This is a genomic window from Klebsiella sp. 10982 (assembly GCF_048589245.1).
Lineage (GTDB): Bacteria > Pseudomonadota > Gammaproteobacteria > Enterobacterales > Enterobacteriaceae > Klebsiella > Klebsiella quasivariicola.
Map to the genome: position 1 here is coordinate 31,943 of NZ_JBMAXV010000025.1, position 14,180 is coordinate 46,122.

The 14,180-nt window shown below is 57.1% G+C and carries 11 protein-coding genes; 3 read left to right on the top strand and 8 right to left on the bottom strand.

The features are described from left to right. Positions 1 to 17: 17 nt before the first annotated feature. From ACKLKD_RS18000 to ACKLKD_RS18010, 3 genes are all read right to left on the bottom strand, one after another. Positions 18 to 854, bottom strand: a complete 837-nt coding sequence (locus ACKLKD_RS18000) for a hypothetical protein (protein WP_080896824.1) — start codon at positions 852 to 854, stop codon at positions 18 to 20. 99 nt (positions 855 to 953) lie between these two features. After that, positions 954 to 1,934 (bottom strand): nickel/cobalt transporter, encoded by a 981-nt coding sequence (locus ACKLKD_RS18005; RefSeq protein WP_025711684.1) that lies wholly within the window; start codon positions 1,932 to 1,934, stop codon positions 954 to 956. Continuing rightward, the gene (locus ACKLKD_RS18010) at positions 1,925 to 2,563 is read right to left on the bottom strand and encodes a DUF1007 family protein (protein WP_080896823.1); all 639 of its coding nucleotides are present in this window, start codon (positions 2,561 to 2,563) and stop codon (positions 1,925 to 1,927) included. The genes ACKLKD_RS18005 and ACKLKD_RS18010 overlap by 10 nt, the downstream gene beginning before the upstream one ends. 124 nt (positions 2,564 to 2,687) lie before the next feature. Between ACKLKD_RS18010 and csiE the strand changes: the two genes are divergently transcribed. Further along, positions 2,688 to 3,965, top strand: a complete 1,278-nt coding sequence (gene csiE / locus ACKLKD_RS18015) for a stationary phase inducible protein CsiE (RefSeq protein ID WP_080896822.1) — start codon at positions 2,688 to 2,690, stop codon at positions 3,963 to 3,965. On the opposite strand, the gene ACKLKD_RS18020 is transcribed toward csiE, so the two are convergent. From ACKLKD_RS18020 to ACKLKD_RS18035, 4 genes are all read right to left on the bottom strand, one after another. Next, positions 3,962 to 5,098: a 3-phenylpropionate MFS transporter gene (locus ACKLKD_RS18020; protein WP_025711681.1), complete on the bottom strand. Its 1,137-nt coding sequence runs from the start codon at positions 5,096 to 5,098 to the stop codon at positions 3,962 to 3,964. The two genes, csiE and ACKLKD_RS18020, sit on opposite strands and share 4 nt — an antisense overlap. Positions 5,099 to 5,180: 82 nt before the next feature. Then, positions 5,181 to 6,014 (bottom strand): aldose 1-epimerase, encoded by an 834-nt coding sequence (locus ACKLKD_RS18025; protein WP_087805516.1) that lies wholly within the window; start codon positions 6,012 to 6,014, stop codon positions 5,181 to 5,183. Further along, positions 6,014 to 7,450, bottom strand: a complete 1,437-nt coding sequence (locus ACKLKD_RS18030) for a sugar porter family MFS transporter (protein ID WP_025711679.1) — start codon at positions 7,448 to 7,450, stop codon at positions 6,014 to 6,016. Before ACKLKD_RS18030 ends, ACKLKD_RS18025 begins: the two co-directional genes overlap by 1 nt. Positions 7,451 to 7,520: 70 nt before the next feature. After that, on the bottom strand, positions 7,521 to 10,796 hold the full coding sequence (locus tag ACKLKD_RS18035) for a DUF5107 domain-containing protein (RefSeq protein ID WP_087805518.1): 3,276 nt from the start codon (positions 10,794 to 10,796) through the stop codon (positions 7,521 to 7,523). Positions 10,797 to 10,908: 112 nt separating this feature from the next. Between ACKLKD_RS18035 and ACKLKD_RS18040 the strand changes: the two genes are divergently transcribed. Together ACKLKD_RS18040 and ACKLKD_RS18045 are read left to right on the top strand one after the other, a co-directional pair. Next, positions 10,909 to 12,105, top strand: coding sequence for an ROK family transcriptional regulator (locus tag ACKLKD_RS18040; protein WP_087805520.1), 1,197 nt, complete (start codon positions 10,909 to 10,911; stop codon positions 12,103 to 12,105). 73 nt (positions 12,106 to 12,178) lie between these two features. Then, complete coding sequence (locus ACKLKD_RS18045) at positions 12,179 to 12,601, top strand: DoxX family protein (RefSeq protein ID WP_087805527.1); 423 nt, start codon at positions 12,179 to 12,181, stop codon at positions 12,599 to 12,601. A 56-nt stretch (positions 12,602 to 12,657) separates the two neighbouring features. Here ACKLKD_RS18045 and glyA read toward each other — a convergent pair whose 3' ends face one another. Beyond that, positions 12,658 to 13,911: a serine hydroxymethyltransferase gene (glyA, locus tag ACKLKD_RS18050; protein WP_002914027.1), complete on the bottom strand. Its 1,254-nt coding sequence runs from the start codon at positions 13,909 to 13,911 to the stop codon at positions 12,658 to 12,660. Between the last annotated feature and the right edge of the window lie 269 nt (positions 13,912 to 14,180).

The window sequence follows — 14,180 nt, forward strand, 5'->3', positions numbered from 1 at the left end:
GGCTTCCTTTTTTTATGTCATTTTATCATGTTGAGGATCTGGCGAATCACCGCATTGCCGCCGATGCACAGCACCGTCAGGCCGCTAAACAGGGCCAGCGGTCCGCGCCAGCGCAGACAGCCCTGTTGCCCCAGCCAGCGCTGGAGACACAGCGCTATCCCTACCGTCGCCAGCCGGGCCAGCAACACGCCTACCATTGCCGGGGCCAGCAGCAGCCATCCCCACAGGGGCAGTTCATACTGCTGCGCACTGAGTAAAATCCATATCAACTGAAACGGCAGATAAAAGCTCAGGGCAAAGATCAGCGGTAAGCGAATGTTACCTGCCGGCGCGACAACGCCTTTAACGCCGCGCCAGCTGTCGCGCAGCAGGATCCATGCCAGTACCAGCGTGGCCAGATAGCAAACGTCGTTACAGATGCCCGCAATCTGCATTAGCCTGTCGCTGCTTAGCTTCCCCATAAACGCGAAACGCCAGAAAATGATCACCAGAAAACCGAACTGCAGCACCCAGCTGCGCAGGATCCAGTCAACCATTTCCCGCGGTGAGGGCTGGTTATGCACGGCCCAGGCAACGATGGGCAGTTTACTGTGCCCGGGATGGCAAAAAGCCATGACGAACCCCGACAGCGTTAAAGTGGCGTAGGCCGCCAGCGGGATATCCCCGACACTCGCCACCCCGAATCCCATAACATATGGCATGGCGTGGTAGACACGCACCAGATCCGCCGGCCACCAGCTGGCCAGCGCCGGAAACCAGTAGACGATCGCCAGCCCCACCAGCAGCCCGGCGACAGCGGCGCAGCCATAATAGAACCGCCCGCTCTGCGCGGGAGAAAGGATATTTGCGGCCATTGCGACTCCTTGTCATCCGCCGAAAAGCGGAAAACTAGAGCATCGCGTCATCAGCGGCAAGCGCGGGTGACTACTTTCGGATTTGCGCCCGGCGCCGGGCTAAAACGGGCGGATCCCACCGCCGGCCGGGACAGCACTGACCCACATCACCCCTGCCGCCACCAGCAAAAAGACGCCTCCGGCCAGCGCCAGCGTCAGCCAGCCCACCTGGCGCCACAGCGGTGGCGTCTGATGCTGGCCCAGCTTCACCGCCAGCTGGCGAAAACTGTGCACCAGCAACGCCAGCGCGGTAATGGTCAACGAGGTTCCCGCCGCCATCGCCAGCGCCGCCGCCATCCCCCAACTGAACACCCCGATCACCTTGCTGAACAGCAGGACCATAATTGCCCCCGAGCAGGGGCGCATGCCCATCGACAGGACAATCGCGGCGCGTGCCCGCCAGTCGTCGCCGCTCTGAAGCTGATCCGGCGCCGGGAGATGCTGGTGCCCGCAGCCACAGTGCTCGTGATGAACATGATGCGGGGTAAAAGCGGTAAACGTTGGCCGACTCAGCAGCAGACACAACTTTTTTAGCGCCCGCCAGCACAGCAGCAAACCTAACGCGCCCACCAGCAGATAGCTGCCCTTCTCCAGCCAGAAACTGCTGAGATGCAGCTGGCGTGCCGGCAGCTGCAGCAGCGCCAGCACCACGACCACCAGCACGATGGCCACCAGCCCCTGTAATAAAGAGGCGGCCAGCGTCAGGTTAATGCTCGATTTCAGCTTCGAGGGATGGGTGGCGAGCCAGGTAGTAATGACAATTTTACCATGGCCGGGCCCTAAGGCATGCAGCACACCATAAACGAAACTGAACCCGAGCAGCGACAGCCCCGCCGCTGCCGGGTTCTCCGCCACCGCCTGCAGCAGACGGCTGAGTTCCAGATTCAGCGAACGCTGCCAGACAGCGCTCTGCATCAGCACCTGCGGCCACGCCTGCCACAGCCAAATACCGCCGATGATGCTCACAGCCAGCAACAGCGCCAGCGGCCACAGCGCTTTCCAGCGCGAGGATCGCGCGCGCGGGGTAAAAATCACTGACATGTCAGGGTCACCTTCTGGGCAAAATAGCTGCCCAGTGCCATATCCTCCGGCGGCGCATCCGCTTTATCCAGCGACTGAGCGTACGAGAGCATTTTGTCGTTCGGTTTTGGCGTCATCACCGTTGCCTTACAGGCATCCTGCAGGGCTGCGGGCAGGGAAAAATCGCTATCCTTGTCATAAAACATGTCGACGTAGTAGGTCGGGTCGAAGGTGGAGAAGGTAAACGTCTGCCCGGCAACGGGTTGCGGCGTCGCCAGCGGCAGGGTAAAGGTCAGAACCGCCTGCAGTCCTTCACGCTCGAGGCCATAGCCAGCGGGACGATTGGCAAATTTCACCCGCTGGCCGTTGTGCCACAGCTCGCTGAAATAGTGCTGGCCGAGCACGTTGGCCATCACCTCCGCCGCCAGCTTTTTCCACACTTCGCTGCCCGGTTTGGCGCTTCCGGCATCATAGAGCAGATCCGATGAGGTTATTTCGTCCATGGTCCAGCGCATTTTAAAGGCGCTCAACAGACCGTCTTCGATCACCGGCTCGCTGTGCAAACTGATGAAGCTATGCGGATGCGCGGCGGCTGACCACGATAAAACCATGAAAAACGCCGCGCCGGTGCATTGTTTCACTCTGTTCATCTGTTCCTCACGTGAAAAATTCTGTGACCTTCGCCAGCAATCCTGAGCTAAAGCAGACGCTCTTCCCTGTCCCCACCGCCGTCATTGTCTATCCTTAGCGGAAACCCTAACTGGAACTTACCAGATGATGACCGTCATTGAACCACCATCTGCGCTTTCCAGTCCACAGCGCCGTAGCCAGGTGCTCCTGATGTTTTATCTGCCCGGGCAGTCGGTAACGACTGAACGGCTTGGCAGAATCAACCTCGTTGATGAGACCACGGCCCGGCAGGATATTGAGGAGACCGGACGCGAAATTCAGCGTTACCACCGCTTGACCCTCCAGTCACAGGTGGACGGCAGCTATCGGATTGAAGGCGCCGCGCTCGACCAACGTTTATGTCTGCTGCATGCGCTGCGGCGGGGGCTGCGTCTGTGCCCGCAGTTCGTTAACCATCATTTTACCCCGGCGCTGAAAACGCAGCTTAAACAGGAAGGTATCGCCCGCACTTTATACGACGATACCAATCTGCAGGCGCTGGTCAATCGCTGCGCGCGGGCGCTCAATCGCCAGTTCGACTGCCGGGACGTGCAGTTTCTGCGCCTGTACCTGCAGTATTGCCTGCTTGAACATCACCGGGGCTATTCGCCTGACTTTAACGATGAACAGCAGCACTGGGCCCAGACCGCCGCCGAGTTTACCCTGGCGCAGGAGATTGTCCGCCACTGGCAGCGCCGGGTCGGGGCTCCGCCGCATGTCGGGGAACCCTTTTTCCTCTCATTGCTGTTTATGTTGCTCAAAACTCCCGATCCGCTTCGCGACGGTCATCCGCAGGATCGCCGCCTGCGGCTGGCTATCTCCGGCCTGATCCACCGCTTCCAGATCCTCGCCGGCAGGTCGTTCAGTGATGAGCAGGGGCTCAGCGATCAACTCTATATTCATTTGTCGCAGGCATTGATCCGCAGCGTGTTTGCCATCGGCATCGACAGTGCGCTCACAGAGGAAGTGAGCCGGCTCTATCCCCGCTTACTGCGCACCACCCAGGCGGCATTGGGTGAATTCGAGGAGGCCTGGCACATTCGTTTTAATGAGGAGGAGACCAGCTTAATCGCGGTGATCTTTGGCGCCTGGCTGATGCAAAAAAGCGACCTGCACGAGAAGCAGGTCCTGCTGCTGACCGATGATAATCCGGATATTGAAGCGACGCTGGAACAGCAACTGCGCGAACTCACGCTGCTGCCGCTAAATATCAAATACCAGAGCGTAGAGCGCTTTCAAAAGGAAGGTACACCGAAAGGGGTCACACTGATTGTCACCCCCTATGCGACGGCGCTGCCGCTGTTTTCGCCGCCGCTAATCCATGCGGAAAACGGCTTTACTGAACGTCAGCAGCAGCATATCTGCGCGATGCTCGAAGACTAGGCCGCTACCGCTTTCGGTCGAATAACCAGCGCCGGGATCGTTAGCATCGCCATCACCCAGAATACGCCCTGGTGCAGGTGCTGGTAGAGGAAGCCAGCGAAGACGGTCATGATGGCAATACTTCCCCCCATCGCCACCGCCGAGTAGACGGCCTGCAGGCGGATCACCTCGCTGCCCTGACGGGCGGCGATATAGCGCATCGCCGCCAGGTGACACACCGTGAAGGTGCCACAGTGGAGGATCTGCGCGAGGATGAGCCCTGGCAGCGCCGTGGTCCAGCCCATCAGCGTCCAGCGGATCAGCCCGCACACAGCGGAGAGCAGCAGCAGATCGCGCGCGCTGAAGCGGCGGAACACTTTTTTGCTTAATGCGAAGATCACCACTTCCGCCACCACGCCTAACGACCACAGATAACCGACCGCCGAAGCCGAATAGCCAGCCTGCTGCCAGTAGATGGCGCTAAAGCCATAGTAGGCGGCGTGCGCCCCCTGCAGCAGACAAACGCAGGCCAGGAAGCGCCAGCTCTGGCGCACCAGCGTCAGCCATGCCGTCAGACCGGCCCCCTGCTGCTGGCGCGACTCTCCCTGCGGCATCACCGACGGTTTGAGCAGCATGCCGAGCAGCATCGAGGCAACGCCAAGGCTTAACATCAACAGGATCGCCCGGTAATCAAACAGGCTCACCAGCTTGCCGGTCAGCGCGGAACCGATGACGAAAGCAATGGAGCCCCATAGCCGCACCCGGCCATAGTCCATGGTGATCTGCTTTTGCCAGGTATTGGCCAGGGCATCCGTCAGCGGCACCAGTGGTGAAAAGAACAGGTTGAAGCCAACGATAATGGCCAGCAGCCATGCCACGTGACTGCCGGCCCAGAAGGCCAGCGCAAAGAGCAAGGTTAACAGCGCCAGCACGCGCAAGGCGGCGATCAGCCGGGAGGGATCGCTGACCCGCGGGGCAATCAGCAGGCTACCGAGAAAACGGGCCACCAGCCCGGCGCCAAGCAAGATGCCAATGGTTTCCGGAGTCAGTCCATTGCCTGCCAGCCAGACGCTCCAGAAGGGCAGAAAAATACCGTAGCTAAAAAAGTAGGTGAAATAACTGAGCGCCAGCCAGCGCGTGGAGTGCAAGACCATGATTTCCTCCCGAATGGTGGCGATAGTCTGGCGATAAACCCCGGCGGGCGCAAGATACTCTTGTCTGCTGATAGCTCGTTATTTATGCCCCCTCGATGATGATTTTCAGCGAAAAATTCAGTTTCTCTCCCGCGCCTAAAACTCGCAGCCCCGGCTGCCCGTCCATGTTGTGGGCGTTTACCGGATGGCTTTGCGGCTCGAGGCAAAGGAATGATTCACCTTGCATTCTGAAAAGCATCAACCACGGAGTTTGCGATAGAATTGTGATATTCATCACGTCATTGCTTACCCTCGCCCGCCCGCCCCAGCCGGAATAACCCACGTTCAGCCAACGATCCTCCCCGAACTGCGCCACGCTGAAATCAGCGTAGTCGGGCAGTTCGCCTTGCCAGCCGAGAGGGAGATGATGTTCCCCTTCCGGCCAGTAGCCGCTGGCTTCGAACTGGGCCTTACTGCGCTCATCAAAAGGGAAAAAGGGATGAAAGCCGCAGCCGTAAAGCGCTGGGGCCTCCCCACAGTGGGTGAGCGTTAGCTCCGCTATCAGCTGGTTACGCAGCAACTGGTAGCGGAGCTGCGCCAGATAATCGAAACCGCAGGCATGCTGCCGACGCAGCTGCAATACACAATACCCGGCACCTTGCTCAATAATTTCCCAGCGCTGTAACCAGCCGTCACCGTGAAGAAAGAAGTGCTCGTCGGCATGGTGGCGAGGCAGGGCAATCTCCTGCCCATGAAAAGTAAAACGGTTGCCGGCGACGCGATTGGCCAATGGCAGCATAGGAAACATGCCGCCCGCCGGGTTTTCGTACAGCACCGGAGCCTGATGTTGCCGGTAGAACAAACTTTGTACTTTGCCACCCAGGGAGGAGATGCGCATCCGCAGATGCGCGTTTTCCAGAATCCACTCTTCCGCCATTAGCGCATCTGCTCCTGCTTCGCCGCATTAACGCCCGAATGACGCTGCGCCAGCTGCTCTTCCAGCGCTTCAAGGGTGATACCTTTCGTTTCCGGCACGTTGCGCAGGATATAGAGGTAGCCGGCCGCACAAATGACGCCATACAGCAGGAAGCTGCCTGCCGCGCCCAGGCCGGCATTCAGCAGCGGGAAAGTATAGGTTAACAGGAAGCAGGCAATCCAAAGCGCCAGAGTACCTAAAGACATCGCGAGTCCACGTACGCGGTTGGGAAAAATCTCCGCCAGCAGCACCCAGGTCACCGGCGCCAGGGTCAACGCATAAATAGCAATCGCCGCCAGCACCAGCAACAGTACCGGCCACCCCATTATGCCCATGGCGTAAGCGCCGGCGATCAGCACATAGATCAGCGTCAATCCCGAAGCGCCAAGCAGCATTAATTTACGGCGACCGATTTTATCCACCAGCGGCAGCGCCGCAATGGTAAAGACCAGATTAACGACGCCCGTCGCGACGATCGATTTCAGCGTGCTGTTAATATCGAACCCCGCCGAGGCAAAAATCTCCTGCGCGTAGTTAAAGATGACGTTAATCCCGCACCACTGCTGGAATATGGCGAGCACCATGCCAATGATCACAATCGGTTTCACCTGGGGAGCCAACAGCGCGCCGTAGGAAACTTTGTTGTTATCCTTTTCCAGGGTATGCGCGATTTCACGCAGGATCCGGTCGGCATAGTCGGCAGAACCAATGCGTTCCAGCGCCGCCCGGGCGCGCTCCGGTTTACCGGCCTTCATGAGCCAGCGCGGCGACTCGGGAACAAAAAACATCAGAACCAGAAACGCCAGCGCCGGAACCAGTTCCGCGCCGAACATCCAGCGCCATCCCATCTGCCCGTTCCAGCTCTCCACAATCATCTGCTGCGTCGCCCCCGTCTCCACCGGTTCAGCAATCATCAGATTGATTAACTGAGCGGCCAGCACGCCAATCACGATGGTGAGCTGGTTGACCGCGACAAAGCGTCCTCTTTTCTCTGCCGGGCTAACTTCGGCAATGTAGAGCGGGCTGAGCGCGGATGCCAGACCAATCCCCACGCCACCCACAATGCGGTAAACCACAAACATGTCGAAATGACTGGCGACCGCCGTCCCCCACGCCGACGCGCTGAACAGCACAGCGGAAAGAATTAATGGCAGTTTGCGTCCCAGTTTATCGGCGCACCATCCCGAAATTAATGCGCCGAAAATGCACCCCAACAGCGCTGAGCTCATCGCCCAACCCGACTGCGCCGGGTCGGTAATTGAAAACCAGGCTTCATAAAATGGCTTAGCGCCGCCAATCACCACCCAGTCATAGCCAAACAGTAAACCACCGCAGGCAGCGACCAGACAAATCGTCCAGACGTAGCCCATTTTCAAATGTGTCTGCGCGTTATTCATAATGATTCCTCTATAAGGGAAACGCAGGGAACAGTAGGGTTCAGGCGGGCCGAGCCCGCCACTTTCAGGTTCAGGAAAAAATGCCGCTTTGCAGAGCATGGCGAATCAGATGCGCTTTATCATGAGCCGGGTTGATTTGCAGAAGCTGCTGCATCCTCTGCTGGCAGGCGGATACATTACCCAGCCCCAGATGTCCCAGCGCCTCAATAAACAAGCAGTGCTGCTGATGTCTTTGCTGCGCTGATACGTCGAGAACCACCAGGTCCGGAAGAGAGACGGCAAAAAAATCAACTTGCGGAACGTCATCCCGATGCTGCACGGCCCAGTCGATAAAATGGCGGAAGTGCTGCTCGGCCTGCGCTGGTTTACCGCTCTTACTCAGCGCAATGCCCTGCCAGAAAAGGTAATCGGCGGGTTGATCGTTGTAGTAACGCCCGGCGTCCAGCGTTGAGCCACCTTGCCGGGCAAGCTGGTAATATTCCGCCGCCTGCTGCGCATCCCCAGCCTGTTCTGCGCAATAGCCCAGCAAATACCAGATATCGTTGTCCGTTTGCCCAGGCAGTCGCCCCTCCCCCAGATTGTCGGGATAGCGTAATGCGGCTTTCAGACAGTCGATGGCCTGTTTAAACGCCTCACGCTCGATGAACTGTAATGCCCGATGAAGCTGATTGAGCAAATACTGGCCGGTGATTTTCCCTTCTCCTCCTTCCCAGGGATGGAATACGCGCGTATCCAGAATCGCGGCGGCATCGGCATAATGACCAGACGCGTTCCGCAGGCTTAGCAGCTCAGCGGTCAGGTCGTCCCGCTTCAGTACCACGGCTTTACGTTCCACCAGCGTCGTCAGTCGCTCATGTACCGGCCTGGCCAGTAATTTTTGCAAAAAATCGAGTTCAAACAGGAAGCGCGCATTTTCCGGTTCCAGCGCGACGGCGCGCTGCAGATAAGCCAGCGCCTGCGTTGCATCCTGCTGTTTATTCCAGGAGTAGACGCCCAGCAGACGATGAGCAGGCGCATAATCGGGAGATTTTTCCAGCGTCTCGCGCCAGCAGCTCACCGCCTCTTCATAGCGACGTTTGCTGTACCAGAAGCAACCGAGCAGATAGCGGGCAAAAGCGCTATCGCTCAGGTTTTGCAGCATCTGAACTTCATCGAGCGTGTTGGGGAAACGTACTTTCCGCGCATGGCAGTGCTCGGCTTCGGTAATAAACTGTTGCCGTTTATTGGCGTCATCGCTCAAGGACGCACGCCACAGCATCGGCAGCGCTTCCTGACAATCCACAACCTCAAGCACCTCTTTCGCCGCCTGCTTCTGTCCGAGAGAGAGCAGCCAGCCCGCCAGCAGGCTGGCGTTGACCCCTCTGCGCCCCGTGATGCGCAGCAGGGTCTCCCGCGCGTCGTCGCTCCGCTCAATCATCCAGCGTGCGCAGTGCAGCGGATAGCCCAATGGGTATTGTTCAAGAGAGGCGAAAATAAACTCCAGCGCTGCTTGCTTCTGCCCACTGTTGGCTAATGCCAGCGCTTTCAGCCCCATCGCCAGAGGATTGCTGGCGTTGAACCGCAGACTGGTGTTTACTTTTTCCAGCGCATCGGCAACATCACCGCGCTTCATCGCCAGCCGCGCCAGCGACCACCAGGCGGCGTCACGGCAGTTACCGCTCCAGGAGGCTTTGTAATAGTGATCCCAGGCGCCTGCATCATCCCCCATCCTTTCCAGCACGCTGGCAAGCAGCATACTGGCTTCGCCATCTCGCGGGTTCTTATTCAGACGATGCGCGCGCTGTAGCGCGGCGCGGGCACACTGCTCCGCCAGCGCCCAATCGGCACAGTTGAATGCCAGGGTACCGAGGGCAACATTATTGCGATAATCCTGCGGGTCAAGCTCAATCGCCCGGCGATAGTAATCTCCGGCATAGCGGCTTGCGTGGTTGTATTGTTCAAGGTGCTGACCGATAAAATAGAGTTCGTCACTATTGTGGATTTCTTCCGGCATCGCTGGCGCTGACGCCGGATCGGGCAGCGGCGTCTGCCGGGTAATATGCTCCTGATAATCCAGCAGTAATTGGTTCTCGGCATTTTTCACTTTGAGGGTTAAGCACCCGGCGCCATTTTCCGGCAGCGTCTGCTGCCAGCTCTCACCGGGCTTCAGCGTCAGCTGAGTTTCGTAAAATGACTGATGGTCAGCGCTGAGTTCAACCACGATATGATGTAGCGGAGCAACGGCATACACGCCAAGCTGCAGTTGCCCAGACTCGCGAACCAGCTTCAGTGCCAGCTGCGTATTGGCGTTTTGCACCATCCCTAACTCGCTATAGGGAAGGAAATTTTGCACAAACACCTTCTCTTCATAAGGCGCCAGCCACGTAAAGTCAGGCTGGTTATCGGTGAAGACTCCGGTCATTAACTCAATGTAGGGGCCATTTTCATCGGTCAGATTTCGATCCCAGGCCTGGCCAAACTCCCCATAGCCCCAGCTCCACTGTTTTTTACCCGGAGAGACGTGGTGATCGGCAACATGCAGTAACCCACCTCGCTCGTCATGGTGATAAGCGCCGACAAAATCGTAGTCCGACTTCTCCGCCATATACGAAGTGGGGACCGGAACGTTTTTATAACGGGAGATATCAACTCCCGCAGAATAGTCCACCTTGTAGTAGGTACCGGTCGCAATCGGGAAAGCGGAAACATCGCGCTTACCATGGTCGAATACAGCAGTGACATCGGGAGGGAATACACTCTGGTGGGCATCTCCGCCTTTGACTGCAGGGTTGGCCCACCACAGGAAATGGCGCGGCGTGGCGTTACCATTAAAGATCTTGCCAGTGATTTCAATCAGCGCGCGGTCAGGATAGAGTGTAAACCCGGCCATAACCTGCAAACCGCGCATGGGCTCCGCTTCCCCCATCCATACGGTCTGGGCGCCGTTCTTTCCCTGCTGAACAGAAAAATCGACCGGCATAAAGGTCGTCGGCCGGTGATGTTGCGGCCAGTTAAATTCGATTCCGCCGGAGATCCAGGGACCGAGAAGCCCTACCAGGGCTGGCTTAACCACTTCATTGTAATAGACGAAATCACGTTGTTTGACTTTGTCATATGCTCGATGAATTCGGCCGCCCAGCTCCGGTAGCAGCATGACCCGAAGGAAATCATTCTCCATCCACACGGCGTGATAATCGCGCATTTCACGTTCGCCGGTCAGGGTATCAATCACGCCGTAGGGATAGACGCTGCCGGAAGATCCTTGATAAACACGTTTTTCCAGAAACATAGGGTTCGGATCTTCCGCTCCCGTCGTCCACGTTGGTAATGAAATGGTTTCCTGCCAGACCTTAACCGAACCGTACATGACGCCTCCACTAAACAAAACGAAGTAAAATATGCTATGAGAGGAGTCTATAGCGCCAGTTCGCTGTTAAAATGCGCAAAGCTCACGCAATATAGTTAAGGGAGTTAAGTGTATGCAGCGTACTGGTTTTAATAACGCCCGGGTCCGGCAGGCCAATAAATCGATTTTTCTTTCCCATCTGTGGCGGGAAAAGCAGCTCAGTAAATCACAGCTCTCTCAACTCACCGGACTCTCCATTCCGGCGGTGAGCAATATTCTCGCCGAGCTGCTGAGCGAGGGATTAATCAGTCACTCAACGGAACACATGAGCAAACGGGGCGTGAACAGCGGCAGCTACCAGATCCCCGAACACGGCGCCTGGACACTGTGCATGAATATCACCCCGACCAGCATTGAGTATCAGCTTGCTGACGCCCGCCTGCTGGCAGTGGATGAGCACCAGTATTTGCCAGTCAACGCCCCCACCCCACCGTCCCTGCTTGAGGCCATCGTTGAATGCTGGCGGCATATCCACCGCCGCTACCCGCAGCACAGCATCAATCTCGCACTTGGCGTACATGGACAGGTTGATCCGATAACCGGCGTTTCACAAACCATGCCCCAGGCACGCTGGAAAACACCGGTCGAAATAAAGTATCTGCTTGAGGAGCGGCTTGGCGTGCAGGTTCGGGTGGATAACGACTGCGTGATGCTGGCGCTGGCGGAGAAGTGGCAACATCAGGGTACACAGCCGGATTTTTGCGTGATCAACGTCGACTACGGTATCGGCTCGTCATTTGTGATTAACGATCATATTTATCGCGGCAGCCTGTACGGCAGCGGGCAGATAGGGCATACGATTGTTAATCCTGACGGCAAAGCCTGCGACTGCGGAAGATACGGCTGCCTCGAAACCGTCGCCTCTCTCAGCGCGCTGAAAAAACAGGCCCGAATGTGGCTCAAAACGCAGCCTGAAGCAACGCTCTCCCCCGATCAGTTAACCACGGCGTCGCTCATTGAGGCCTGGAAAGAGGGAGATGTGCAAATTCGCGCATGGGTTGATAACGCTGCCAACGCCATTGGCTTAAGCCTCTATAATTTCCTGAATATATTAAATATTAATCAGATCTGGCTTTACGGGCGCAGCTGCGCCTTTGGTGAGCAGTGGCTGGAAAATATCGTCAAACAAACGGGTTTCAACCCCTTTGACCACCGGGATACGCCGCGAGCGCACGCCACCCAAATTGGCTTTGGCCAGCTGACCCGCGCCCAACAGCTGATGGGGATAGGTTATCTGTACGTTGAGGAGCAATTGCAGACGCTGGTTTAGTCATTAACGAACGTGGCGGAGCGCAAATTTGTGTATTACGTTTAAATCACACTTCTCTCATAACGAGCTGATTATGAACACACTCCGCTATTTTGATTTTGGCGCTTCCCGCTCTCTGTTGCTGCTCATCGCCCGCATCGCCGTGGTGGTTCTGTTTATTCTGTTTGGCTATCCCAAACTGCTGGGTTTTGGCGGCACCGTGCAGTACATGGCCGCGTCCGGCGCGCCGTTGCCGACGCTGGCGGCGATTATCGCCGTTATTATGGAAGTGCCAGCCGCGATTCTGATTGTGCTTGGCTTTTTCACCCGCCCGCTGGCGGTTATCTTTATCTTCTACACCCTGGGCACGGCGGTGATTGGCCATCATTACTGGGATATGACCGGCGACGCGGTATTGCCGAACATGATTAACTTCTGGAAAAACGTCAGTATTGCCGGCGCCTTCCTGCTGCTGGCGATCACCGGCCCCGGTGCGATCTCCCTCGACCGCCGCTAATCAACAGAGACAAAAAAAGGCCGCATACGCGGCCTTTTTGATGTCAACGCTAACGCTTACGCATATACCGGGAAGCGGGCGCAGATATCCAGCACTTTGCCTTTCACGCGCTCAATGACCGCGTCGTCATTGATGTTGTCCAGCACGTCACACATCCAGCCAGCCAGCTCTTTGACTTCCGCTTCTTTAAAGCCGCGGCGAGTCACCGCCGGAGAACCGATACGGATACCGGAGGTCACGAACGGGCTCTTCGGATCGTTCGGCACGCTGTTTTTGTTGACGGTGATGTTGGCGCGGCCCAGGGCGGCGTCAGCTTCTTTACCGGTCAGGTTTTTATCCACCAGGTCCAGCAGGAACAGGTGGTTCTCAGTACCGCCAGACACCACTTTGTAGCCGCGGTTCAGGAACACTTCCACCATTGCTTTGGCGTTTTTCGCAACCTGCTGCTGGTAAACTTTAAACTCTGGCTCCATCGCTTCTTTCAGCGCCACCGCTTTCGCCGCGATAACGTGCATCAGCGGGCCGCCCTGCGCGCTTGGGAATACGGCAGAGTTCAGTTTCTTATACAGCTCTTCGCTACCGCCTTTCGCCAGGATCAGGCCGCCGCGCGGACCCGCCAGGGTTTTGTGGGTGGTGGTGGTCACGACGTGCGCATGCGGAACCGGGTTCGGGTACACGCCAGCGGCAATCAGGCCTGCCACGTGCGCCATATCGACGAACAGGTAAGCGCCGATGCTGTCAGCGATTTCACGCATTTTCGCCCAGTCAACGATACCGGAGTAAGCGGAGAAACCACCGATGATCATCTTCGGTTTGTGTTCCTGAGCCTGCTTCGCCATGTCGTCGTAGTCAATTTTGCCGGACTCATCGATACCGTAAGGGATGATGTTGTACAGTTTGCCGGAGAAGTTAACCGGGGAGCCGTGAGTCAGGTGGCCGCCCTGCGCCAGGTTCATACCGAGCACGGTGTCGCCCGGCTGCAGCAGCGCGGTGTAGACGGCAAAGTTAGCCTGGGAGCCGGAGTGCGGCTGGACGTTAGCATAGTCTGCGCCGAACAGCTCTTTCGCACGGTCGATAGCCAGTTGCTCAACCACGTCGACATATTCGCAGCCGCCGTAGTAACGCTTGCCCGGATATCCTTCAGCATATTTGTTGGTCAGCTGAGAGCCCTGCGCCTGCATCACACGCGGACTGGTGTAGTTTTCGGAGGCGATCAGTTCGATGTGCTCTTCCTGACGTACTTTTTCCTGCTCCATAGCCTGCCACAGTTCGGCATCATAATCGGCAATGTTCATTTCACGCTTTAACATCCGCATCTCCTGACTCAGCTAACAATAAAATTTCGGCCTAAAAAGGCGGTCCGATTGGACAACGGCCCACAGTATAACCGAATCATTCTGTGATAACAGGTCTTGACAAAGGATTTTACGCAAACGTTTGGCTCCGCATGACACAAGGCTTTGAGCAATAACGCCTCTCTCAGTATCAACGGATTTCTTTTCAGGATTGTGATGCAAATTCTTCATGTTGTAACGGCATCGGGGGAAAGTGTTAAAGAACCATTTACAACGCAGGGTTA